Source organism: Corallococcus aberystwythensis (genome assembly GCF_003612165.1).
GTDB classification, from domain to species: domain Bacteria; phylum Myxococcota; class Myxococcia; order Myxococcales; family Myxococcaceae; genus Corallococcus; species Corallococcus aberystwythensis.
In genome coordinates this window covers 1-23,699 of the sequence record NZ_RAWK01000159.1, presented here as the reverse complement: position 1 = coordinate 23,699, position 23,699 = coordinate 1, and the positions used below count along the sequence as shown (strand labels likewise).

Genomic DNA, 23,699 nt, shown 5'->3' with positions numbered 1-23,699 from the left:
GTTCTTGAAAGGGTCAGGGTGCGTGCGACGGAGAGCTGGAAGGCGCCTCCTCCTGCTCCGCCCTTGCCGCCTGGGGCTGGGTTTGAAGCCGTTCCTCCTCCGTTGCCACCCGGGCAGCCGCCCAGGAGCGGCTCAAGGCCGGAGGGCCGGAGGAGGCCACCCCCGCCCTGAGGCTGAGCGTTGTCGTAGCCCTTGCCACCATCTCCGCCCGCAGTGGCATTGCCGCCTCCACCACCTCCTCCTCCCGTACTGGTGCCGAAGGTCCCCGCGGTTCCCTGGGACGTGCCGCAGGCTGCGTTGGGATTCACGATGCTGCCCGTCGCGAGAATGGACTGGTTCACGGTCGCGTCGCCATAGACAGCCAGGATGACGGGGGAGGGCCCGGTGATGGTCAGGCTCCCCTTCAACTCCAGGGTCCGCACCGGAATGAGAAGGACTGGCGGATTGCCGTTTCCTTGGGAAAGCGTCACGATTTTGAGTGTTGCCGCAGTGGAGACTGCTCCTGCGGGATTCCAACTGGAATTGGTGGTGTCGAACTCCACGTTCGCGGTGGTCTTCAGCTCTCCGATGTCCGCCGCTGCAATGGCACCTGGATCGAAGTTCGAGGGCCGGTAGGGGAAGGGGCTGCACTCGGCTGTCGCCAGGCACACGCCGGGGACGCCACCGGAGGTGGTGCACGCGCCGTTGAGGTCCACCTCGTACTCACACTCAGTGCTCGTCGTGCATTGCTGCTTCACGCGGTAGCACGGCTGCGGCACGCAGGTCCCAGGAGTGCCCACGCAGTTCCCGCTCCCGTCACAACGATCCCCCGTGGTGCACGTCAGCGGGTCCTGACAGGGGGTCGTGTTCGGGCGTGACGTGAAGACACAGGCTCCAGTGGCAGGGTTGCAGGTGCCTTGATTCTCGACACACTGACCGGTGGTGACACAGGTGCGTGCAGTGCCTCCGCACTTTCCATCCGCTCCACACGTGTCCGTGTCCGTGCAGAGGTTCCCGTCGTCGCAGCTCTTTCCCACCGTGCTGGCCGTGGCCTCGCAGACCCCCGTGTTGGGATTGCAGGCCTGGGGCGCGTCACAGACCCCCGTGGGCTGGGTGCACTTCGTCGTCTGACTGGGCAGGCACTGTGCCTCCAGGCCTGAACCCTCGCAGTGGTCCCCGGTGGTGCAGGCGTCGCCGTCGTTACACGTCTGGCCGCCGCAGCCCGCCTCCTGGCAGCCCACCCGCTGGTTGCAATTCAAATCCACTCGGGAGTCACAGGACTCCTCGATGTCCGGGTGCACGTCCGGGTTCGAGTCCTGGCAGTCCGCGGGCTCGTCCCACATGACGCCCGCCAGATAACCGTCGCCGTCCTCGTCCGTCGCCTTCAGCATCACGTTGAAGGGCGTGAACTTCTTGGCGACGATTGCAAGGGGCCCTTCGCTCTCGTGCCGCTCCACGAACGGCCCCTCGCACCCGGCCCCCGGCGCGGCCTTGTACGAAGACACCGTCACGCTCAGCGACGTGTCCCAGTCCGCCTGACGGCGCACCGCGACCAAGACCTCTTTCTTGTCCGCGTTCTTGAACTGACTGGCGGGGATGTCCGTCTGGCCCGAGTGCCCCTGCGCATCCTTCACCTCCACGCGCACGCACGCGGGCTTGAAGGAGCCGTACTTCACGGACACCCGGATGGCGCCTTCGTCGGGAGCCTTCTCCCCACAGGCGGCCAGGAACACCACACATCCCAACAGGCAGAGCCGATACATGGCGCCGCACTGTAGCCAACACTTCCCGGCGGAGGGGAGCGGGGCCGATAAGACCCCGACTCCCGGTCAACGTGGGGAACTCAGCCTCGCAGGGCCACCACCGTGACGCCGTCGCCGCCCTCGTGGTTCTCCCCGGGGCGGAACATGCGGATGTACGGCGACGCGGCCAGGTGGTCGCGGATGGCCTGCTTGAGGGCGCCGGTGCCGTGGCCGTGGATGATGAGCGCGGCCTCCTCACCCTTGCGCAGGCCCTGGTCCAGGAACGTCTCCAGCTCCGCCAGCGCGTCGTCGGCGCGCATGCCTCGCACGTCGCAGCGGAAGTGCGTGGGGTCCACCTGCGCCGGCGCCGCGGAGGCCGCCCGCTTCAGGGCCGCCTCGCCCTTCTGCCGCTCCGGGAACTTCGCCTGCTGCGGCTTCTTGCCCCGAGGCCCGGACAGCTCCGTGGTGGTCACGCGCATCTTCAGCGCGCCACCCGCGGACACGACCGCCTGGCCGTCCGTCAGCTCCAGGATCTCCACGTCCCGGCCCAGGCCGGAGTGGTGCACCCACGCGCCCACCTTGAGGTTCGCGGGCCCCGGGGCCTCCACCTGGAACAGCTCCGCCTTGGCCGCCGCCGCGCGCTTCTGCGCCTCGTCCGCGCGCTGCTGCAACTGCTGCCGCGCCTCCGACAGCGCCTTCTCGCTCTGCTCCGAGCGCAGCTTCACCAAGAGGTCGCGGACCTCCTGGGCGGCGTGCTCGCTGGCCGCGTGCACGTCCTCGTTGAACTGCATCATCCGGCCCTTGCGCTCGCGCTCGAAGGCGACCTTCTGCTTCTCCAGCTCCGCGCGCAGGGCCTCCGCCTCCTTCGCCGCGATGCGCGCCTTCTCCAGCTCCTCGGAGAGCTTGCGCCGCTCGTCCTCCGCCGCCGCCAGCGCCTTGGTGAGCGGGCCGCCCGCGTTGAGCGACAGCTCCCGCGCGCGCTCGCACACCGAAGCCGGCAGGCCCACCCGCGCCGCCACGTCGATGGCGGACGACTGGCCGGACGCACCCATCTGCAACCGGAACGTGGGCGCCATCCGCTTGGAGTCGAAGCCCACGCGCGCGTTGAGGAAGCGCGGATCCATGTGCGCCAGCGCCTTGAGTTCCTCCAGGTGCGTCGTCACCAGGACGTACGCCCCCTTGCCCAACAGTTCCTCCAGCACCGCGATGGCGATGGCCGCGCCCTCGCGCGGATCCGTGTCCGAGGCGATCTCGTCGATGAGGACCAGCGAGTTCTCCGCCACCTCTGACAGGATGTCGCGCAGCACGGTGACGTGGCCGCTGAAGGAGGACAGGCCCTGCGACAGGTCCTGCGTGTCACCCACGGTGGAGTGCACGGAGCGGTACAGCGGCATCCGCGACCCTTCGCCCACCGGGATGGGCAGGCCCGCGCGCAGCATCAGCGCGCACAGCCCCACGCCCGTCAGCGTCACCGTCTTGCCGCCCGCGTTGGGACCGGACACCACCAGCGCCCGGGCGTCTTGCGTGAGCGTCACGTCGTTGGACACCACCTCCATGTCCTTGAGCACCAGGCGCGGGTGGCGCAGCGCGCGCAGCTGCAGCTCCTTCACCTCCACGAAGGTGGGCGTCGTGGCGCCCAGGTCCGCGGACAGGACGGCGATGGCCTCCACCTCGTCCAGCTCCGCCACCGCCTCCAGGCCCTCCAGGATGCGCGTGGACTCGCGGCCCACGAGCTTGCTCAGCTCCTGGAGCACCTTCAGCTCCTCCTCCGCGACCTCCGACTGCGCGATGGCCAGGTCGTTGCCCAGGCCCACCATCGCCTGGGGCTCCATGAAGAGCGTCTGCCCCGTCTGGCTGGCGTTGTGGACGATGCCGTCCACCTCCGAGCGGTAGTTCGACACCACCGGCACCACGTAACGCCCGTTGCGCAGCGTGTAGTAGTTCTCGCGCAGCTTGAGGGTGAACGTCTCGTCGTGGAGCAGCTCGTCCAGGCGCGTCTTGATGCGCCGGTGCAGGCCGCGCGCCCTGTCGCGCGCCTCTCTCAGCTCGGGGCTGGCGCGGTCGGAGATGGTTCCGTCCGGTTCAAAACACTGATCCAACCGGCGCGCCATGGCCTCCAGGAAGGGCAGGCGCTTCGAAATCTCCACCAGGCGGGGGAGGTGCTCCTTGCGCTCATCCAGCGCCTCACGCGTGCGGGCGAAGGCGAAGAGCAGCTGGGCCGCGTCGATGAGCTGCCGGGGCTCCAGCACGCCGCCCTTCTCCGCGTGGCCCACCGCGGTGCGCAGGTCCGTCACGCCGCCCAGGGGCATGGAGAACTGCTGCTGGGAGAGGAAGCGGGCCTCGTCGACGAGCGCCAGCGCTTCGGTCACGTCCGCCTCGGTGTCGAGGAAGGGACGGGCGAGTACCCGCTCCCTTCCTGGCTCGGTGCGACAGCGCTGCGTCAGCGCGCGGAGAACTTCCGAGAAACCAAGGTCTTCCAACGTCCTTTGGGAAATCTGCACAGTCATGGGTTTCATGCGAGGCCGGGTGTCCGTCAAGGGGAAGTATTGAGGTGGCCCACCTGGCTCTGCTATCTGCCAACCATGATGTGGGTTCTCGTGGCGGCGGTGCTGGCGGGCGCGTCCGACGCACCGGCTCCTCCGGTCCTGACGGCGCAGGCGGCCGCGGCTCCCAGCCCGCTGGCGGACGCACTGGCGCTGGAGACCGCGGGCAACGACGCGGGAGCCGTCGTCGCCCTGGAGCGGCTGATTACTAACCAGCCCCGCTGGGAATTGCCCCGCCTGGAGGCCGCGCGGCTGCTCCTCAAGGGAGGCAGCGCCTCGGAGCTGGAGCGCGCCGGGACCCATCTGGATGCCGCGCTGCGCGAGGCCCCGGACAACCCTCGCGTGTACTTCCTCCAGGGGCAGCTCCTGGAGGAACGGAGCGCCACCTTCGACGCCATCCGCGCCTACGAGCGGGCGGTGGCCCTGCGCCCGTCCTATGACGACGCGCGCTTCCGGCTCGCGGGCCTCTGGGCGCAGGCGGGGGACTGGCTCAAGGCGGAGCTGCACTACCGCCCCCTGTCCAAGTCCCGGCCCGCGTGGGTGCAGGTGCGCATGCAGCTGGCGGCGGTGCTGGAGAAGCAGGGCCGGACGCTGGACGCGGAGCGGGAGTTCCTGGCCGCGCGCGACGCCCAGCCGGACAACCCGGGCGTCCTCAGGACCCTGGCGGCGTTCTACGAGCGGACGGACAGGCCCCAGCTCGCCGCGAAGGTGAGGGCGCAGCTGACGGCGCCGGAGAAGCGCAACATGCGGGCCCTCAAACCTTCCAAGCGCTGACAACGCGCGGCGGAGGGCGGTTCGCGGCGATTGCTTCGCACGACGCGCTGCATACACTGCCCCCGCTTTGAAGACCGCCAACCTCGCCATCGTCTTCACCGACATCAAGGGCTTCACCGAACGCACCAGTCGGCAGACGCTGGAGGAGAACCAGCGTCTGCTCCAGGTGCACGAGGCCCTGCTCGCGCCGCTGTTCAAGGCGTTCGGTGGACGCATCATCAAATCGATTGGCGACGCGTTCCTCGTCACCTTCGAGTCCCCCACGCAGGCCGTGCTGAGCGGCATCGCCATCCAGGACCGGCTCTGGCACCACAACCGGGAGCTGCTGGAGCAGGATCAGATCCACGTCCGCGTCGCCGTCAACGTGGGCGAGGTGCGGGTGGAGAACAACGACATCTTCGGCGAGCCGGTGAACATCGCGGCCCGCGTGGAGGGCATCACCGACGCGGACGAGGTCTTCTTCACGGAGGCCGTCTACCTCTCCATGAACAAGGCGGAGGTGCCGTCCCAGGAGGTGGGCGCCTTCGAGCTGAAGGGCATCCCCGGGAAGATCCGCGTCTTCCGCGTGCCGCGCGCGCCCTACCGGGTGCTGTCGCCGACGCCGGACGCGGTGCTGCCCTCGCCGGAGGAGGCGTCCGCGCTGCCGCCGTACGGCAACCTGGCCCTGGCGCGCGTGTCGGACACGGGCCTGCTGGGCCAGCGCGCGGCGGTGGTGGGCGCGGCGATGGGGCAGGGCGCCGTGGCGGTGGGCCAGCGCGCGGCGGCGGGCGCGGTGGCGGTGGGGCAGCGGGCCACGGTGCTGGGCAAGCAGGCGCGCACCGCGACGGATGCGCTCTGGGCGCGCGCGTACGCGAAGCTGCCGGCCAGCATCACCTCGAAGGTGTCGTCCACCGTGGCCGGCTGGGCCGTTTGCGCCGCGCTGCTGGCGGTGGTGCTGCTGGGCGGGGTGCTGCTCGTCAACGGAGGGGGCGCCACGATGCGGGCCATCCGCGACGTGGAGGGCACCACCGGCCAGGAGAAGATCTCGCTCGTGAGCGAGGCGAAGCGGCTCATCAAGCTGGAGGACCCGGACCAGCGCAGCTACCTCAACGGGCGGCTGGAGGAGGCGCAGGGCAACTGGGGCCTGGCGGTGACCTTCTATGCGTTGGCGGTGCGCAAGGACGGCAACGACCGCGCGGCGTCCCGGCTCATCTCGTTCCTGAAGCACGAGCAGTGCGGCGTGCGCGCCAGCGCGGCGGAGGCCCTGGCCAACCTGCATTGGGAGTCCGCGCGCGGGGCGCTGGAGATCCTGGCCGAGGACGGAGGCCCGAACGACGGGGCGGCCGGGGGCTTCCTCGGCCTGAGCACCTGTGACTCGAAGAAGACGGCCCAGAGCGCGCTCAAGCGCCTGGCGGCGAACTGACCTCTGAACCTGACCTGCCTTGCCCGCGCATGCCGTGGGCGGCGGGACCGAGGCGACCGAACGTGACGAAGGTGAAGACGGGACTGGATGTGTGGGCCGCGCAGGGGTTCTCCGCGCTCAAGGGCAAGCGCGTGGGCGCCATCGTGAATCCCACGAGCGTGGACTCGCGCTTCCGCCACCTGGCGGACCTGCTGGCCGGCACGCAGGGCGTGACGCTGGCGGCGCTCTTCGGGCCGGAGCACGGCATCCGCGGCGAGGCCCAGTACATGGTGGCCGTGGACGAGGCGCGCGACCGCAAGACAGGCGTGCCCGTGCACAGCCTCTACGGCTCCACCTTCGAGTCGCTCTCCCCGCGCCAGGAGTGGCTCAAGGGGCTGGACGCGCTGGTGTTCGACATCCAGGACGTGGGCAGCCGCTACTACACCTACGTCTACACCATGGCCCTGGCGATGAAGGCCGCGGCCCAGGCCCGCGTGCCCTTCTACGTGCTGGACCGGCCCAACCCGCTGGACGGGGTGACGCTGGAGGGCAACCTCGTGGGGGAGAAGTTCCGCTCCTTCGTGGGGCTGTACGCGCTGCCCAACCGCCACGGCATGACGGCGGGGGAATTGGCCCGGCTGTTCAACGCGCTGGAGGGCTTCGGCTGCGACCTCACGGTGGTGCCGTGCGAGGGCTGGACGCGCGACATGTACTGGAGCGACACGGGCCTGCCGTTCCTGCCGCCGTCGCCCAACATGCCCACCGCGGACACCGCGCTGGTGTACCCGGGCATGTGCCAGCTGGAGGGCACCAACGTGTCCGAAGGCCGCGGCACCTGCCGGCCCTTCGAGCAGTTCGGCGCGCCGTGGGTGGACTCGGAGAAGCTGCTCGCGCGGCTGGACATGGAGCGGCTGCCGGGCGTGGCCTTCCGTCCGGTGGGCTTCACGCCGACGTTCGACAAGTTCCAGGGCCAGTCGTGCAACGGGGCCTTCATCCACGTCACGGACCGCAAGGTGTTCAAGCCGCTGCGCACGGGCATCGCCATCACCCAGGCGCTGCACGACATTGGCCCGGGGCACTTCGACTGGCGGGCGGACGCGTACGAGTTCGTGGAGGACGTGCCCGCGTTCGACCTGCTGTGCGGCACCGATCAGGTGCGTCGCGGCATCGAGGAGGGGTGGAGCCTGGACCGGATGCTGGAGGGCTTCGAGCTCCAGACGGAGGCCTTCCGCAAGCACCGCGAGCCCGCCCTGCTGTACGCTTCCGGGCGGTGACCCTCACGTGATTGGCGTCTTCTCCGATACGCACGGCGACCTGGACGCCTTCGACGCGGCCTACGAGCTGCTGCGGGCCAAGGGCGCCCGGCGCTTCCTCTTCACGGGCGGACGCTACACGGACCTGGATGAGTGGGTGCTGTGGCGCCGGCAGAAGGGCCGGGGCGGGCGCGAGTACTCCGACGCGGACTTCCTGGCGGACGTGACGCAGTGGCTGGTGGCGCCGCAGGACGGCCTTGGGCGCACGCCCGCGTCCCGCGAGGCCCCCTCGGACCTGACGTCCGAGGACGACCGGCGGCTGGTGATGGAGCGCTTCGTGCGCGTGCCGGAGCGCGACTCGCTGGCGTACCGGGACCCCGCCGTGGCCAACAAGGCCATGGACCTGGTGGGGGACACGCTCTGCTGCGTCGTCCACGACAAGAACGACCTGGTGCGGGACGACCTGCTCAACGCCCAGGTGTTCATCCACGGCAAGGAGCCGGAGCCGGCGGTGGTGCAGATTGGCCCGCGCTACTTCGTGACGCCGGGCCGGCTGGTGGGGGCCGCGGAGCAGACGTGCGGCCTCCTGGAGAAGGCGGAGCGCAACCTGAGCTTCTCCGCGTTCCGGTTGGATGGACACCTGGTGCTGCCGCCCCGGGTGCTGCAGGTCGATTCGCGCTCGACGAAGCTCACCGTCAAATAAGAGGCCCGCCGTGAAGGTCGCGCTGCTCGGAGGCTCGTTCAACCCGCCGCACGTGGGCCACCTGATGGCGGCCTCCTACGTCCATGCGACGCAGGGCGTGGATGCCGTATGGCTGATGCCCACGTTCCACCATCCGTTCGGCAAGCAGCTGGAGCCCTTCGACGCGCGCGTGCGCATGTGTGAAGCGCTCTGCCGCGAGACGTCCGGCTGGCTCCAGACAAGCCGCGTGGAGCGCGAGCTTGCTGGCGGCGGGCGCACCGTGGACACGCTGGCGTACCTGGTGGAGCGATACCCGGACACGCGGTTCTCGCTCATCATCGGCAGCGACATCCTGCGGGACCTGCCGAACTGGAAGGACTTCGACCGCATCCAGCGGATGGCGCGCGTGCTGGTGCTCTACCGCGCGGGCTACCCGGCGCCGGACACGGTGGGACCGCCGCTGGCGGAGGTGTCCTCCACGCAGGTGCGCGACCAGCTGGCGCGCGGCCTGGAGCCTTCGGAGCTGGTGCCCTCCGCGGTGCTCGCGGTGGCGCGCGAGGAGGGGCTCTTCGGCCTGGGACGACCGCGCGGCTAGAACGTCAGGCCGATGAGGTGCAGGTCGCCGAAGCCGTCATCGAAGCGGTGGGCGTACTGGTAGAAGAACGCGAGCGCGTAGGCCTGGCCCACGGAGAGCCGCAGCGTGGCCATGCCGCCCACCGCCGCGTGGTTGTCCCGGTTGTCCGTGCGCGCGATGGACCCGAAGCCGTCCAGCTCCACCTGGCTGACGAAGAGGGACGGCAGCACCCACAGCGTGGACGCCCAGCCGTAGTCGATGATGAAGCGGTAGCGGTAGCGCGCGTTGGCGAGCAGCACGTTGCGCGCGCGGAAGGTGTGGTCCTCGTAGCCGCGCAGGTACTCGCTGAAGGCGAGGCCCGGCTGCAACTGGAGGGGCAGACCGCCTTCGTTGGTGCTGTCGCGGTTGATGAAGAAGGCCTGGCCCGGGAGGATGCCGCCCACCTCCAGCAGATCGTTGGGCGCGCCGGGCAGGGCGCGGCCCGCGACGGAGAGCAGGAGGTTGTCCTTGCCGGTGAAGGGCAGGCCGCCCAGGTAGCCATCCACGCCCAGGCGCACGTCGCCCACCGTGGAGTCGAGCGTGAAGGCCTTCGGGAAGATGCCGCCGCTCACGGACAGCCCCAGGCCGCGCTGCGTGCCGCCGTAGGACGTGCCCTCGCCAGCGAAGTACGACGCGGAGACCTCCGGGCCAATGAGGCGCGTGGTGATCTTCGGCCGGCGGTCCGTGGCGTCGAAGCGGCGATCCAACGCGAGCACGCCGAAGCTCACGGGGGTCGTCCAGAAGGTGCGCGACGCGAACGCGGTGGCCTGAAGGTCCGTGCGGTCGTTCTCGCGCAGGCGCGACGCGGAAACCTGGATGTAGAAGGGCGACAGCTGCGCGTTGCCGTACGCGAACGACACGCCAGGCTGCTCCTCCTTCATGTCGTAGGTGAGCGTCAGCGCGTAGGCGTGGAAGCCCAGCCGGTCCTGGCCCGCGATGGAGATGCCTCCCGCGAAGTACGGGTCCTCTCCGTCGACGTCGTTGGGGACCGTGTAGAAGTAGGGGACGCGGTAGTTCGGGATGAAGAAGCCCTCGAGCGGCGAGTAGGGCTCGTCCGTCAGCACGTCCACCGCGGGGCCCACGACGGCCGGAGGCGTCACGGGAGCGTCCACGTCATGCGCGGGATCCACGGGCGGCGGAGGCGGTGCCACCAATGCCGTGGGCGCGTCGGACGGGGCCTGCGCGGCGGCATCCGCCGGGGACGTGGGCTGACCCGGGAAGGCGGCGAAGCCGTCCTGTGCATCCGCACCCGGTGCGATGGCGCTGGATGAAGCCGCACCTGTTCCGGGCGAGGTCGTGGGCTGCGCGGAAGCGGGACCCGCCTGGAGGCCGGCCTCCGGCGCCTGGGGCGTGGCCGGCGCGGAGCCCGGCTGCGACGCTGGCACGGCCACGGCGAGCTCGGACGCTGACGCCGGTGTGGCGCGCAGCTCGGCCAGGGCCTCGGCGAGGGGCGCGCGGTCCACGGTGAAGTTGATGCCGTCGCGGTTGAGGAACACGACCGCGTCCGCGCCCACCGGCGCCGCGTCCATCACCAGGATCGGCGCGTGGGTGGCGCGGGCGATGCGGCGGGTGGACACCGTCATCACGTGGGCCTGGAGCCGCCCCTCGTGCTCGCGCAGGAAGACGAGATGGTCGTCATCCAGCCACCGCGGCGAGTAGTTGAACAGCCCATCCCGCGTGAGCCAGCGCAGCGAACCGTCCGGCTCGCGCAGCACCAGGTCCCACCCTTGCGCGCCGACCATGGGGAACACGTAGCGCCCGCCGTCCGGAGACGTCACCGGTGTGCCCAGCGCCGTGTGCGCCTTGAAGTCCGTCAGCCGCTCGCGCGTGCCCGTCTCCAGGTCCAACCGCACGAGGTTCGCCGCGTCGCCCTTCACCTCCACGAACACGTAGGACTTGCCGTCCACCGTGACGTCGCCGCCCATGCCCTCCAGGCCGTCCCACAGCCGCACCACGTCGCCCGTGCGCGCGTCCACCCGCCACAGCTTCCCCGTGTAGCTGCCGACTGAATCCACGTCCGCGCTGACCAGGTACAGCCACTGGCCATCGCGGCTGAACGTCATGCCGCTGACGAGCGACGGGCTGGCCACCACCCAGCGGCGTCCCGGGAGCAGCCGCACCAGCGCGCGGCTGAAGCGCTCGCGGCCGTCGCGCTCGCGCACGGTGAGGTGGGTGATCTCCTCACGGCCCACGCTCACGAGCGCGGTGCTTCCGTCGCGCGGGTTCGCGGCGAGCCGCGAGAAGTAGCCCGCCTCCCGGACGACGACCTGCTGCGTGGCGGGGCGCTCGCGCAACTGGAGGTTCTTCTGGAGGCTCTGCTCGAACTCGCTGAAGAGCGACCCGATGTCCTTGCCGTACACCCGCTTGAACCGCAGCGTCACCGCGATGGGCGGGAAGAGGGAGCTGCCCTGTTCCTCCACCAGCTTCCACAGGCGCTTCTCGCCGTACGTCCGGGCCAGGTACTCCACGAAGTTCATCCCGCTCAGGTAGTTGCCGCCGAACGGATCCAGCGCGCGGTTCTCCGGGGACAGGTAGCCCGCGTTGAGCTCGCCCTTCCGGGCCTGCACCGCGCCCTCCCACCAGCCGCGCCACACCGGGCTGTACGGACGTCCCGTGTCCTTGCCCAGCTGGCCCTCGTAGTAGGTGGCCAGGCCCTCCAGGAACCAGGACTCGGTGAAGATGTTGGGCTGGAAGAGGCCGCCCGTCACCTGGTTGAGGACGTTCCAGATGCCGCCCACCTGCTGCATCTGCACGTAGTGGACGGACTCGTGACAGGCCACGTCGCCAATCTCCGTCTCGCCCAGCCCCAGCAGGTTGAATTGCTCCAGCGTCATGTGCTGCGGCAGCACCATCTGCTGCGGCGTGCTGGCGAATTCCGACTGGACGTACGCGTTGTTGAAGTCCGCGCTCGTCAGGTAGACGAGGACCCGCTTGCGCTCGGCCTTGCTCCACGCGTGGGCGCGCAGCCGGTCCACGCAGCCTTCCATCCGGGCGGCCACCCGCAGCGCCGTCGGACGCAGGTGCGCCGGGTAGTACAGTTCCAGGGATCGCGTCGTCAGCTTGTGCATCTCGTCCCGGGCGAACGACGCCTGGACGTTCTGCGGGAAACGGGGTGCGACGAAAGCACACCCCGATGTCAGCAGGAGGAGACACGCGAGGATGGCGGGCTGGCGGGCAGGCCCGCGACGAGCTGACATGGCGGCGCATCCTAACGACCACAATTCGTAGTCACGAACGCGTTTTTCACGGTAAGGGAACGCGTCGTCTTCCTCACAGGAACCTTCCCATGACCGAACCCGCCGAGCCCCAGGGGCTCCCTGTTCCGCAGCACGTGCACAATGCGCAGCTCCAGCTCTCCGCCGCGCTGGAGAAGGCCAGCGGCGCGCCGGTCGACCTGACGAAGGCGCCGTGGGCGGACGTGGAGAAGACGGTCATCCAGCTGCTGGGCGGCCGGTTCGACCCGAACAACCCCAACCACCAGGGCGCGGCGCTGGGCCTGGCGGGCGGCTTCGCGCTGCGCCTCATCTCCGAGCACCAGGCCTTCTGGTTCCCCAACCGGGACTCGCCCGAGGGCGCTTCGCTGGGCTTCCCCGAGGCCATCATCATGCTGTCCCCGTTCGGGGCGGTGATGGACGCGCTGGCGCAGAGCAAGTTGACGCGCCTGGACGACCTGGCCAGCGACATCCGCCGCTCGCTGGGGCAGGTGAAGTTCGGCACCAACCCGGCGCAGGCCCTGGGCGGCGGTCAGCCCCAGCGGCTGGCGCCCCAGGACTACCAGCGCCTGTTCGACCCGGGCTTCCTCCAGTTCATCGTGGTGGATCAGGCCAAGGCGAAGCAGACGCTGGAGGCGAAGACGGACGCGCTGGCGCGCGACGTGCGTGACGCGCTGGGCCGCACCCAGCCGCCGCTGCCGCCGGAGGCCCGCCAGCAGTTCGAGGGGCAGATCGTCACGTCGCTGCAGCGCATGGAGCAGGGCAAGACGCTGGCGGATCAGGCCGAGCGCGCCCCGCGGCTCGCGGAGCTCCTGACGCACCTGGTGGCGACGGTGGGCGGCACGGGCTCCGCTCCGGAAGAGTTCTGGCACGACGTGGTGCTGCCGCTGCTCTTCATCGGCACGCCCGCGAGCTTCCCGCCGCTGGATGACGAGGAGCTGGACGCGTTCAAGCAGGGCGCGGATCCGCTGGCGCTCTTCGTGGACGTGGTGCCGCACTCGCACCGCGCGCCGGACGAGGGCCTGCTGGGCGCGTTCGAGATGTCGGAGATCGGCCTGGTGCACCCGGCCTTCCAGAAGGTCGGCGCGCTGCGCCTCATCCGCATCAACCCGGACCGGCTGAAGCCGCTGCTGGAGAAGTACGACCCGAACGCGACCATGGACGCGGTCCAGCGCTTCACGGCGCACGTGTCCCAGGCGGCGGGTCAGCCGGCCGCGGAGTCCCCGCAGGGCAAGGAGATGCTGCAGGCGGCGCTGACGCTGCTGGCGGACCTGAAGCGCTCCGTGTCGGTGCCCGGCGACGTCTGCCTGCGCCGCCTCACGGAGGCCGAGGCCGCCTCCGAGCAGGCGCTGGCCATCGTGCGCCGCGCGCTGCAGAGCCCGCGCATCATCCTCACCTAGTCCGGTGGGAAGGGCGCGCGTCCGGGGTCACCGGGACGCGCGCCGTCACTTCTTCGCGAGCAGGGCTTCCAGCGCGGCACGGGGCTCCGGACGGAGCCGCTCCGAAGCCAGCCGCAGGGCCCGCCGCGAGAGCTGTGCGTAGAGCGGAGCGATATCGCTGGGCAGCGCCGCGAGGTGCGCCGCGACGACGCCCGCGTCACCCCGGACGATGGGGCCAGTGAGCCCGCCCGAAAGTCCGCGAGCTTCGATACCGCGCAGCGCCGAGCGCATGAGAGGCAGCAGGGCCTGCAAGGCGGCTTCGGGTTCGATGCCCGCCGCGCCCAGCGCGCCCACGGCCGCGTCCGCCAGGGACACCAGTCCGCCAGCGCTCAGCACCGCGCCCGCGTGATAGGCGGCCCGGTGCGCCTCTGGCACGTCGAACATCGCGAAGCCCACGTCCTCCGCCATGCGCTGGAGCAGGGCACGCAGGGCAGGGGAGCGCGTGCTGATGGCGGCCGTGTGGCCCGCGAGCGAATCATGCGCGGAGGACACGGCGCAGAGCGGATGGAACGAGCCCACCGCGCGGCCCCGTTGGGTCCCCAGCGCGGAGAGGGGCAGGGCGCCCGCGGTGTGCACCAGCGCCACCGTGCGCGGCAGTTCGCGGGAGAGGGCTTCGGACACGGCAGGCACCGCCGCGTCCGGAACGCACAGCACGCAGACACGGGCCTTCTTCAGGTCCGCGGGAGTCGCGGGCTTCAAGCCCAGGGCCCGCGCGCGCTCACGGCCCGCGTCGTCGCGCGAGTACACGCGCACGGGCCAGCGCTTCGCCTGCAACGCCAGCGCGAGTGCACCACCCAGCCGGCCCGCGCCGACGATGACCACGGGAGCGCGCTTTGCCTTCGACGTCACGGATGATCCGGGCCGGCTCCGTGAACCCTTCGTGCGAGCGCGCGCCGGCTTCTCGGGCTCGGAGCGAACAGCGTCGCTCCGTGCGCTCCGGCCTTGCCGCGCCACCGTCAGGCGGCGTCCCGGGCGAACTGGAGCTGCCCGGCCTGCACGGCCACTCGCACGCGGTCTCCCGCGCCGAACTCGCCAGAGAGGATGCGCTCCGCGAGGGGACCTTCCACCAGCCGCTGCACCACCTGGCGCATCGGACGGGCGCCCAGCATCGGGTCGAAGCCGCCGGACTTGAGCAGGTGCCCCACCACGTCCGTGCCCGCCGTGTAGACGATGCCGCGCTCCGTCGCGAGCCGCTTGCTGCTCTCCGCCAGGATGAGCGTGGCGATCTTCGCCACCTCCTGCTCCGCCAGCGGACGGAACGGCAGCCGTTCATCGATGCGGTTCCACAGCTCCGGCGGCAGCGCCTTGCGCGCCGTGTCCGCAGCCAGGTCCAGCGCCTTGCCCTCCGCCGCGTCCGCCGCGCCGAAGCCCACCGCGCGGCCCGTGCGGTTGAACGCCTCCGCGCCCAGGTTCGTGGTCATCACGATGACCGTGTTCGAGAAGTCGATGTGCCGGCCCTTGCCGTCCGTCAGCCGCCCCTCCTCCAACACCTGGAGCAGCAGCATCTGCACCTCGCGGTGCGCCTTCTCGATTTCGTCCAGCACCACCACCGACGACGGCCGCCGGCGCACCGGCTCCGTGAGCTGCCCGCCCTCACCGAAGCCCACGTAGCCCGCGGGCGAACCGATGAGGCGCGACACGCCGTGGGACTCGGACATCTCGCTCATGTCCAGGCGCACCAGCGCGTCGCGGTTGCCGAACAGCACCTCCGCCAGCGCCCGCGCCATCTCCGTCTTGCCCACGCCCGTGGGGCCCAGGAAGAGGAAGCTGCCCATGGGCCGGCGCGACGCGAAGCCCGCGTAGTTGCGGCGGATGACCCGCGCGATGCGCACCACCGCGTCGCCGTGGCCAATCACGCGCTCCGCCAGGTCACTCTCCAACCGGAGCAGCCGCGCGGAGTCCTTCATCAAGAGCCGCTCTTCCGGCACGCCCGCCAGCTTCGCCACCACGCGCGCCACGTCCGCCGCGTCCACGCGGTGCTTGCCCTCGCGGTGGCAGCGGCTGCCCGCCAGGTCCACCACGCTGATGGCCTTGTCCGGCATGAACCGGTCCGTCACGTAGCGGCTCGCCAGCGACGCGGCCGCCTCCAGCGCCTCCGGCAGGTAGCGCAGCGCGTGGTGCTCCTCGTAGCGCCCGATGATGCCCTGGAGGATCTGCACCGTCTCCGGCACCGACGGCTCGTTCACCACCACCGGCGTGAAGCGCCGCTCCAGCGCCGGGTCCGCCGCGATGAACTTGCGGTACTCGTCGTGCGTCGTCGCCCCGATGCAGGGGAACTCGCCGCGAGCCATGGCCGTCTTCAGCTCGTTGGCCGCGTCCTGCGGGCCCTCACCCGTGGAGCCCGCGCCCACCAGCGTGTGGATCTCGTCGATGAAGACCACCACGCGACCCTCGGCCCGCCGCACCTCTTCCTTCAGGGCGTTGAGCTTCTCGGAGAACGAGCCGCGCAGCTGCGTGCCCGCCACCAGCGTGGCCATGTCCAGCTCCACGAGGATCTTCTCCGCCAGCGTGCCGCGCAGGCCCAGGAGGCGCTGCGCCACACCTTCCACCACCGCCGTCTTGCCCACGCCGGGCTCGCCCAGGAGGCACGGGTTGTTGGTGCGGCGCTTGCCCAGGATGTCGATGACCTCCTCGACCTCCCGCGCGCGGCCCACCACCGGGTCCAGCTTCCCCTCGCGGGCCGCCAGGCTCAGGTTGCGGCCCAGCGACGTGAGCATCGGGAACGCCTTGGCGTCCAACGTCAGGGCCTGCCCCTTGGCCTGCGAGGCCGGAGGCGTGGACGGACGGGCTACCGGAGCCGGGGGAGCTGGAGACGCGAGGGGCGGCGCGGGCGGCGTCGCGCGGGCGACCGGGGCCTGCGGCGCGGGGGGCGCCATGCGCGGCATCGGAGGCACCGGCTCCGCGGCGTCCTGCGTCACGTCGTCCTCGTCCACGTCGATGAGGTCACGCGGCGACAGCGCGGGCGTGATGCGCGCGGACGGCGGCGGGGTCGTCACCGGGGGCGTCATCACCGGAGCGGGAGTCGGCACCGGACGCGGCACGCTCATCGCGAACGTGGAGGAGGGAAGGGGGGAGGGCGGCGCCCCCACCGGGCGGCTCACCGGCGCGCGCGTGGCCACCGCCTGGCCGTAGCCCGGCTGGAGGCGGCGCGGCGGCCCACGACCGTTAGTGCAGTAGGCGAGGGCGGTGTTGGACAGGGAGATGAGGTCCAGGCCCGTGCGGCCCAGCAGGTCGCTCGCGGCGCAGCGCTTTCGGATGATGGCGATGAGCAGGTGGAGGCAGTGCGCCTCTCCTTCTCCTGTGGTGGTGGCCAGCTCCCGGGCGCGCGCCGTCAGCTCCTGCACCACGTTGCCCGTCTCCGCCGGGGCCTCCGTGATGAGCTGGAGCAGCGCGTCCTCGTCCACGCCCTTCTCCTTCAGGAGGAGCTGGGCCCGGTTCTCCACCGTGAAGAGGGCGAGCAGTACGTGCGCCGACGTGGGCTTCTGGGCGACGCTGCGGGCGATGTCGTGCGCCTCATGGAGAACCTGGGCGAGATCCGTGCTGTCGACCATTCATGCTCCGGCAAGCGTACAGCCGAGCGGAATACACCGTCCGCCGCCCCGCCGCAAAATTTAGGCTACAGACCGCTACAGGATGGATGCAAGGCAGGATAAACCTTGGGGCGCGGCCGGATTTCGATTGGCTGCCCGCCCGTTTCCCGACTCAATTCAAGCGACCGGGCAATCACGCCGGGTGGGCTGCGTAATCCGCCCAGAGACCCCATCCCTATGACCTCCCTTGTCCAACCGGCGCGCGTCTTCGTGGACCCCCTCGGGGGCACGCGCACCGCCGTCGAGGCCCGGCGCTGGCTGTGGCCCCTCCTCATCCTGGCCTTCTGCGTCGCCGCCTCCGGCACCGTCTTCGCGCTGCGCTGGGACGCCACGGCGTCCATCGTGAGCACCCTGCCCACGGACTCGACCGCGTCCAGCGTGTCCGAGTCCGACATCGCTGAGCAGATTCAAACGGCGTCGCGCAAGGCGCTGGTGGGCGGCATCGCCAACGGGCTCATCGTGATGCCCCTGATGGTGCTGGCGCTCGCGTGCATCCTCTGGGTCACGGCCTGGCTCTTCAACAAGCCCGCGGCCTTCGGGCAGCTGATGGCGGCCGCCGCGGTGGCGCTGCTGCCCATCGCGCTCTACCACCTCATCTACGCGGTGTGCGCGGGCTACCAGCACTCGCTCACCGACCTGCGCGCGGCGCGGCTCGTGCCCTCCAGCCTGGCCCTGCTGGACGGCCTGTCGCCCAAGATGCAGCGCGTGCTCAAGGGCGCGGATTTCTTCAACCTGTGGAGCGTGGGCCTGCTGGGCGTGGGCTTCTCCACCGCCACCGGTATGCGCCTGGGGCGCTCGCTGGTGCTCATCGGAGTGCTCTACCTCATGTTCGTCGGCGTCTTCTTCATCGGCCTGCCCGCGGGCGGTGGCCAATGAGCGGCTTCCTCGTCGTCGCGGCGCTGCTCTCCGCCACACCCATCACGCTGGAGGAGACGCGCCAGCTGGGCCGCAAGAACACCCAGGCGCTCCAGGCCGCGCTGGACGTCGCCGTGGCCCAGGAGGACCAGCGCGTGGCGCGCTCCGGCCTCCTGCCCCAGGTGCAGCTCAACCTGGGCCCCAGCCTCAACTACCTGGGCCGGCGCCGGCAGGTCTTCAGCGTTCCCATCAGCGAGACGGAGACCGTCACGCGCGAGGTGGTGAGTAGCTCCAACACGGCGGACAGCTACTCCGCGTCCCTGGGCCTGTCGCAGGTCATCTACAACCGCGGCCTCTGGAAGCAGCTGGAGCAGGCAGGCGTCAACGTGGACGCCACGCGCAACCAGTCCATTGAAGAGGCGGACACCTCCGAGCTGGAGGCCATCCGCCGCTTCTTCAACCTCTTCCTGTCCCAGGCCACGCTGGACGTGCTCAACGCCACCGCGAAGAGCAGCGAGGAGCAGCTGGAGCGCGCGCGCGCCCTCTTCCATGCGGGCCGCGTGGGCAAGTCCGAGGAGATCGCCGCCCAGGTCAACCTGGGCAACGACCGCATCAACATCGTGCAGCGCCAGAACCAGCTGGTGGCGGACCAGGTGCAGCTGGCCGTGTGGCTGGCGCGCCCCGGCACCGAGCTCATCCAGGCGGTGGACCCCGGCGTGCTCCAGCAGGAGCCCGCGCCCGCGCCCGCGCTGGATGTCGCCCTCAAGCAGGCCCGCGAGCACCGCGCCCTGCTCAAGGCGCTCCAGCAGCGCGTGCGCGTGGCGGAGCTGCAGCGCGCCATCGTGCAGGGGGACTACATCCCCCGCGTGGGCCTGTCCGCGCAGTACTCGCACAACAGCCAGGCCCCGGGCCCGTTCTTCAGCGAGCCCGGCTACGGCAACATCTTCAGCGGCGGCATCAATCTGACGTGGGACCTGTTCAACGGCTTCAACACCGACGCCCAGTCCGCGCGCGCCCAGATCAACATCCGCAAGGCGGAGCTGACGTTCGCGCAGACGGCGCGGGAGCTGGAGGCGGAGGTGCGCCGCGCCCACCAGGTGCTGGACGGACAGATTGCCTCCGCGAAGCTCGCGACGGACAACCGCGCGGTCGCCCAGCAGGGCCTGGCGCTGGCGGAAGAGCGCTTCCGCGCGGGCGCCGGCTCCACGCTGGACGTGCGGGACGCGCAGCTCAAGTTGACCCAGGCGGAGCTGGTGTTGCTCCAGAGCCGCATTGATGTCGAAATCGCCCGCTATGCCCTGTTCCGGGCCATGGGCACGCTGAACCCGGGAGAATCACAATGACGTGGTGGAAGGCGGCAATCGCCGGCGCGCTGTTGCTGGGAGCGGTGGCCATCACCGTGGGCGGCCTGCGTGACCGGCCCCCCCCGACGCAGGAAGTCCAGATGGCCAAGGCCCGCAAGGGCACCATCACCCGCACCATCACCGGTGCGGGCAAGGTGCAGGCGGCCACCACCGTGAAGATCTCCTCCAACCTGTCCGGCGACCTCGTCGCCCTCAAGGTGAAGGACGGCGACGCCATCACCAAGGGACAGGTGCTGGGGCAGATCGACAAGCGCTACTACGAGGCGGCCGTGAAGCAGGCCACCGCGTCCCGCGACGCGGCCCGCGCCGAAGTCCAGGTGTCGGAGGTGGACACCGCGCGCCAGCGCGCGGAGCTGGTCCGCGTGAAGGGGCTCGCGGAGAAGGGGCTCGCGTCCGCCGCGGAGGTGGAGCAGTCCCAGGCCGTGACGGACACCGCCGAAGCGCGACTCGCGGCCGCCAGGCAGCGCGTGGCCCAGAGCAACGCAGTCCTGGAGCAGGCGTCCACGGACCTGGCGCGCACCACGCTGCTGTCCCCCATCGACGGCAACGTGATTGAGCTGACGCGCGAAGTGGGCGAGCGCGTGCGCGGCTCGGACTTCTCCGAGGACGTGGTGATGACCATCGCCGCGCTCAACCAGATGGAGGTGAAGTTCGAGGTGGGTGAGCACGAAGTGGTGCACCTGAAGTACGGCCAGCCCGCGGAGGTGACGCTGGACGCGCTGGAGGGCCAGTCCTTCACCGGCACCGTGGTGGAGATCGCCCAGAAGGCCACCATCAAGAACCCGGGCACGGAGGCCGAAGTCACCAGCTTCCCCATCACCGTCGCCCTGGACGCGCGTCCGCCGGGCGTGCTCCCCGGCATGAGCGCCGAGGCGCGCATCAGCGCGGAGACGCACAACGACGCGGTGCTCGTGCCCATCCAGGCCGTCACGGTGCGCGCGGAGCGCTCGCTGCCGGACTACCAGGCGCCGGTGGAGGGCACGTCGCTCACCGCCAAGCGCCGCACGGAGGCGCTGGCCAAGGTCGTCTTCGTGGTGGACAACGACAACAAGGCGCAGGTGCGCCGCGTGCGCACGGGCATCGCCAGCGACACGGAGCTGGAGGTGCTGGAGGGCCTGCAGGTCGGTGACCGCGTGGTGGAGGGCCCCTACCGCACGCTGTCCAAGGAGCTGTCCCACGGGGACGCGGTGCGCGAGCCGGAGAAGGCCGCGGCGAAGGGCAAGTCGTGACGTCATCCCCTGCACCGGACGCCGGCCCCCTCATCCAGGTGGAGGGGCTCACGCGGGCCTTCTTCGTGGGCGGTGAGGAGGTGCGCGCGCTGCGCGGCGTGTCCTTTGGCATCCAGCGCGGGGAATGGGTGGCCATCATCGGCCAGTCCGGCTCCGGCAAGAGCACGCTCATGAACGTGCTGGGCTGCCTGGATACGCCCACGAGCGGCCGCTACATGCTCAACGGCAAGGACGTGTCGCGCATGGACGACGACGACCTGGCCGTCATCCGCAACGTCGAAATCGGCTTCATCTTCCAGACGTTCCAGCTGCTCCCCCGCGAGACGGCGCTCGCCAACGTGGAGCTGCCGCTGGTGTACCGGGGCATGGGCGCGAAGGAGCGGCGCGAGCGGGCGAAGGCGGCGCTGGACAAGGTGCAGCTCACGCACCGCATGCACCACCGGCCCAACGAGCTGTCGGGCGGTCAGCGCCAGCGCGTGGCCATCGCGCGGGCGCTGGTGTCGGAGCCGTCCATGCTCCTGGCGGACGAGCCCACGGGCAACCTGGACTCGGCCACGGGCGAGGAGATCGTCAAGCTCTTCGAGCAGCTGCACCGCGCGGGGCACACGCTGGTGCTCGTCACGCACGAGCCCAAGCTGGCCGCGAGATGTCCCCGGGCCATCCGGTTGAGCGACGGGGAGATCGTCGCGGACGGGCCGGGGCCGCAGGTGGCGCTGGGCGTACACGGGGTGCCGCAGGCGGGCACCGCGTGAAGTTCGGGCAGGGCTTCCGCGTGGACGTGCTGGAGGGGGCCCGCATCGCGGTGCTCTCCCTCCGCGCGAACCGGATGCGCACGGTGCTCACGACGCTGGGCATTGGTATTGGCGTGGCCACGCTGCTGGCCATCGTCGGCATCATCCAGGGGCTCAACTCGTCGTTCGAGAAGCAGCTGGCCACCCTGGGGGCGAACACGGTGTTCATCTCCAAGTACCCCTGGATGATCAAGGGCAACTGGTGGCTCTACCGCAACCGGAAGAACTTCACGCTGGAGCAGGTGGCGCAGCTGCGCGCCCAGGCGGACTTCATCACCGCCATCTCCCCGGCGGTGATGCGCACGTCCGACGTGGCGCACGGCGCCCTCCAGGTCTCCAACGTGCGCATCAACGGCGTGTGGAGCGACTACCTCTCCATTGGCAACTATGAGGTGGTGTCCGGGCGGTTCCTCACCCGCGCGGACGAAGAGGTGAACCGGGCGGTGGCGGTGCTGGGCGCGGACGTGGCCGCCTCGCTCTTTCCCAGCATCAGCCCGCTGGGGCAGACGGTGCGCATCGACGGGCGGGCCTTCCAGGTGGTGGGCACGCTGGGGCGCAAGGGGAAGGTCGTGGCGGAGAACATGGACATGTCCGTGTTCATGCCCTTCAAGACCTTCAACTCCAGCTTCGGCAAGGGGCGGCCCATGCAGATCGCCATCGCCGTGGCGGACGCGGGCCAGATGGCGAAGGTGGAGGACCAGCTGGTGGGCATCATGCGGCGCGTGCGCGCGACGCCGCCGGGCCAGCCGGACGACTTCAACGTCAACCGCACGGACTCGCTCGCGGCGACCTACGAGCAGCTCACCGGCGCGCTCTACGCGGTGGCCACGGGCGTGGGGCTCATCACCCTGTTGGTGGGCGGCATCGGCATCATGAACATCATGCTGGTGTCGGTGCGTGAGCGGACGCGGGAGATTGGCGTCCGGCGGGCGCTGGGCGCGCGTCAGCGCACCATCGTGCTCCAGTTCCTGATGGAGGCCTCCAGCGTGTCCGCGGTGGGAGGCCTGTTGGGGACGGTCGTGGGGCTGGGGACGGCCAAGGTCGTGTCGTTGATCACGCCGCTGGCGGCGGACGTGCGGCCGAGCACGGTGGTGGGCGGGGTGGCGTTCGCGGCGCTGGTGGGCCTGCTGTTCGGCATCTGGCCGGCCGCGCGGGCGGCGAAGCTGGACCCGGTGGAAGCGCTCCGTTACGAATAGCGCGATGCGTGCCTTCCTGGACAACCTGCGGCTGTCGGTGGGCACCTTCCTGGGCAACCCGCTGCGCTCGCTGCTGACGCTGGTGGGCATCGTCATTGGCGTGGCCACCGTCATCACGATGATGGCGCTCATCGAAGGCCTGCGCGAACAGGTGAACAAGAACCTGGGCAGTCTGGGCGCGCACACCTTCGAGGTGACGAAGTGGCCCAGCGGCTTCGGCCGCATCAACTGGGCGAAGTACGCCCGGCGCAAGGACCTGCTCGGCGACGACGTGCGCGCCATCCTGGAGTCGTGTCCGTCGGTGGGCGCGGCCACGCCCATGGCCGAGGAGTGGGGCAAGAAGCTGACCACGGCGTTCCGGGAGACGCCCCCTTCGGTGAGCATCCTGGGCACGGAGCCCACGTACCTGGTGACGAGCGGCGTCGTCGTGACGAACGGCCGCTTCTTCAACGAGACGGAGACGCTGGACGGCCGCCCGGTGATGGTCATTGGCGTGGACCTGGCGGACACGCTCTTCCCGGGCATGAATCCGGTGGGCTCCGAGGTGCGGCTGCAGGGCCGGCCGTTCCAGGTGATTGGCGTGCTGCAGAAGCGCGGCAGCGTCATGGGGATGGGCAGCCAGGACAACCAGGCCATCGTCCCGATGCGCGCCTTCCAGCAGTTCTACGGCAAGAACCGCTCGGTGGAGATCGACGTCCAGGCGCGTGACGGAGACTCGTTCCAGAAGGCGCAGGACGAGGTGGTGAACCTGATGCGCCGCCGCCGGGGCCTCACGCCGCAGGAGGCGAACGACTTCGAGGTGCACACCAACGAGTCCATGACGGCGTCCTTCAACGAGCTGTCGCAGGTCATCGCGTTCGCGGGCGTGGGCGTGTGCCTGCTGTCGCTGGTGGTGGGCGGCATCGGCATCCTGAACATCATGCTGATGTCGGTGACGGAGCGGACGCGGGAGATTGGCATCCGCAAGGCGCTGGGCGCGCGCCGCCGCCGCATCCTGGGCCAGTTCGCCACGGAGGCGGTGATGCTGTCGCTCGTGGGCGGGGTGCTGGGGTTGGG

17 protein-coding genes are annotated in these 23,699 nt (G+C 70.5%); 12 read left to right on the top strand and 5 right to left on the bottom strand.

What is annotated here, in order from left to right:
- Together D7W81_RS24800 and D7W81_RS24795 are read right to left on the bottom strand one after the other, a co-directional pair.
- Positions 1–1,742 (bottom strand): putative metal-binding motif-containing protein (locus D7W81_RS24800; RefSeq protein ID WP_120557869.1); only part of this gene is annotated, 1,742 nt, incomplete at its 3' end.
- Between the two features lie 80 nt (positions 1,743–1,822).
- Positions 1,823–4,228 carry an endonuclease MutS2 gene (locus tag D7W81_RS24795; protein ID WP_120557868.1) on the bottom strand — a complete coding sequence of 802 codons (2,406 nt, stop codon included), beginning with the start codon at positions 4,226–4,228 and terminating at the stop codon, positions 1,823–1,825.
- 75 nt (positions 4,229–4,303) lie between these two features.
- On the opposite strand from D7W81_RS24795, the gene D7W81_RS24790 reads away from it, so the two are divergent.
- From D7W81_RS24790 to nadD, 5 genes are all read left to right on the top strand, one after another.
- Positions 4,304–5,038, top strand: coding sequence for a tetratricopeptide repeat protein (locus D7W81_RS24790; RefSeq protein WP_120557867.1), 735 nt, complete (start codon positions 4,304–4,306; stop codon positions 5,036–5,038).
- Positions 5,039–5,105: 67 nt separating this feature from the next.
- Positions 5,106–6,440, top strand: a complete 1,335-nt coding sequence (locus D7W81_RS24785) for an adenylate/guanylate cyclase domain-containing protein (RefSeq protein WP_120557866.1) — start codon at positions 5,106–5,108, stop codon at positions 6,438–6,440.
- Positions 6,441–6,502: 62 nt separating this feature from the next.
- Positions 6,503–7,693: an exo-beta-N-acetylmuramidase NamZ family protein gene (locus tag D7W81_RS24780; protein WP_120557865.1), complete on the top strand. Its 1,191-nt coding sequence runs from the start codon at positions 6,503–6,505 to the stop codon at positions 7,691–7,693.
- A gap of 7 nt (positions 7,694–7,700) precedes the next feature.
- A complete protein-coding gene (locus tag D7W81_RS24775) occupies positions 7,701–8,375 on the top strand; it encodes a hypothetical protein (protein ID WP_120557864.1) in 675 nt (224 codons plus the stop codon).
- Between the two features lie 10 nt (positions 8,376–8,385).
- Entirely contained in the window at positions 8,386–8,949 is a 564-nt protein-coding gene (nadD, locus tag D7W81_RS24770) for a nicotinate (nicotinamide) nucleotide adenylyltransferase (protein ID WP_120557863.1), read from the top strand.
- On the opposite strand, the gene D7W81_RS24765 is transcribed toward nadD, so the two are convergent.
- Complete coding sequence (locus tag D7W81_RS24765; protein WP_120557862.1) at positions 8,946–12,164, bottom strand: hypothetical protein; 3,219 nt, start codon at positions 12,162–12,164, stop codon at positions 8,946–8,948. The two genes, nadD and D7W81_RS24765, sit on opposite strands and share 4 nt — an antisense overlap.
- Positions 12,165–12,253: 89 nt before the next feature.
- Between D7W81_RS24765 and D7W81_RS24760 the strand changes: the two genes are divergently transcribed.
- A complete protein-coding gene (locus D7W81_RS24760) occupies positions 12,254–13,579 on the top strand; it encodes a hypothetical protein (RefSeq protein ID WP_120557861.1) in 1,326 nt (441 codons plus the stop codon).
- A gap of 45 nt (positions 13,580–13,624) precedes the next feature.
- Here the strand turns inward: D7W81_RS24760 and D7W81_RS24755 are convergent, their stop codons facing one another.
- A complete protein-coding gene (locus D7W81_RS24755) occupies positions 13,625–14,467 on the bottom strand; it encodes a Rossmann-like and DUF2520 domain-containing protein (RefSeq protein WP_120557860.1) in 843 nt (280 codons plus the stop codon).
- A gap of 107 nt (positions 14,468–14,574) precedes the next feature.
- Positions 14,575–17,169, bottom strand: coding sequence for an AAA family ATPase (locus D7W81_RS24750; protein ID WP_120557859.1), 2,595 nt, complete (start codon positions 17,167–17,169; stop codon positions 14,575–14,577).
- Between the two features lie 216 nt (positions 17,170–17,385).
- On the opposite strand from D7W81_RS24750, the gene D7W81_RS24745 reads away from it, so the two are divergent.
- From D7W81_RS24745 to D7W81_RS24720, 6 genes are all read left to right on the top strand, one after another.
- Entirely contained in the window at positions 17,386–18,084 is a 699-nt protein-coding gene (locus D7W81_RS24745; RefSeq protein ID WP_120557858.1) for a YIP1 family protein, read from the top strand.
- Positions 18,081–19,406, top strand: a complete 1,326-nt coding sequence (locus D7W81_RS24740) for a TolC family protein (protein ID WP_120557857.1) — start codon at positions 18,081–18,083, stop codon at positions 19,404–19,406. The genes D7W81_RS24745 and D7W81_RS24740 overlap by 4 nt, the downstream gene beginning before the upstream one ends.
- Positions 19,403–20,656, top strand: a complete 1,254-nt coding sequence (locus tag D7W81_RS24735) for an efflux RND transporter periplasmic adaptor subunit (RefSeq protein ID WP_120557856.1) — start codon at positions 19,403–19,405, stop codon at positions 20,654–20,656. The genes D7W81_RS24740 and D7W81_RS24735 overlap by 4 nt, the downstream gene beginning before the upstream one ends.
- Positions 20,653–21,408 (top strand): ABC transporter ATP-binding protein, encoded by a 756-nt coding sequence (locus D7W81_RS24730; RefSeq protein ID WP_120557855.1) that lies wholly within the window; start codon positions 20,653–20,655, stop codon positions 21,406–21,408. The genes D7W81_RS24735 and D7W81_RS24730 overlap by 4 nt, the downstream gene beginning before the upstream one ends.
- Positions 21,409–21,482: 74 nt before the next feature.
- Positions 21,483–22,643: an ABC transporter permease gene (locus tag D7W81_RS24725; RefSeq protein WP_244227400.1), complete on the top strand. Its 1,161-nt coding sequence runs from the start codon at positions 21,483–21,485 to the stop codon at positions 22,641–22,643.
- Positions 22,644–22,647: 4 nt separating this feature from the next.
- Positions 22,648–23,699 (top strand): ABC transporter permease (locus tag D7W81_RS24720; RefSeq protein WP_147445605.1); only part of this gene is annotated, 1,052 nt, incomplete at its 3' end.

Bases quoted from the DNA above. Each gene is read 5' to 3' on its own strand.
- D7W81_RS24795 (WP_120557868.1), bottom strand. From the start codon at position 4,228: ATGACTGTGCAGATTTCCCAAAGGACGTTGGAAGACCTTGGTTTCTCG.
- D7W81_RS24790 (WP_120557867.1), top strand. From the start codon at position 4,304: ATGATGTGGGTTCTCGTGGCGGCGGTGCTGGCGGGCGCGTCCGACGCA.
- D7W81_RS24765 (WP_120557862.1), bottom strand. From the start codon at position 12,164: ATGTCAGCTCGTCGCGGGCCTGCCCGCCAGCCCGCCATCCTCGCGTGT.
- D7W81_RS24760 (WP_120557861.1), top strand. From the start codon at position 12,254: ATGACCGAACCCGCCGAGCCCCAGGGGCTCCCTGTTCCGCAGCACGTG.
- D7W81_RS24750 (WP_120557859.1), bottom strand. From the start codon at position 17,169: ATGGTCGACAGCACGGATCTCGCCCAGGTTCTCCATGAGGCGCACGAC.
- D7W81_RS24745 (WP_120557858.1), top strand. From the start codon at position 17,386: ATGACCTCCCTTGTCCAACCGGCGCGCGTCTTCGTGGACCCCCTCGGG.
- D7W81_RS24740 (WP_120557857.1), top strand. From the start codon at position 18,081: ATGAGCGGCTTCCTCGTCGTCGCGGCGCTGCTCTCCGCCACACCCATC.
- D7W81_RS24735 (WP_120557856.1), top strand. From the start codon at position 19,403: ATGACGTGGTGGAAGGCGGCAATCGCCGGCGCGCTGTTGCTGGGAGCG.
- D7W81_RS24725 (WP_244227400.1), top strand. From the start codon at position 21,483: ATGCGCACGGTGCTCACGACGCTGGGCATTGGTATTGGCGTGGCCACG.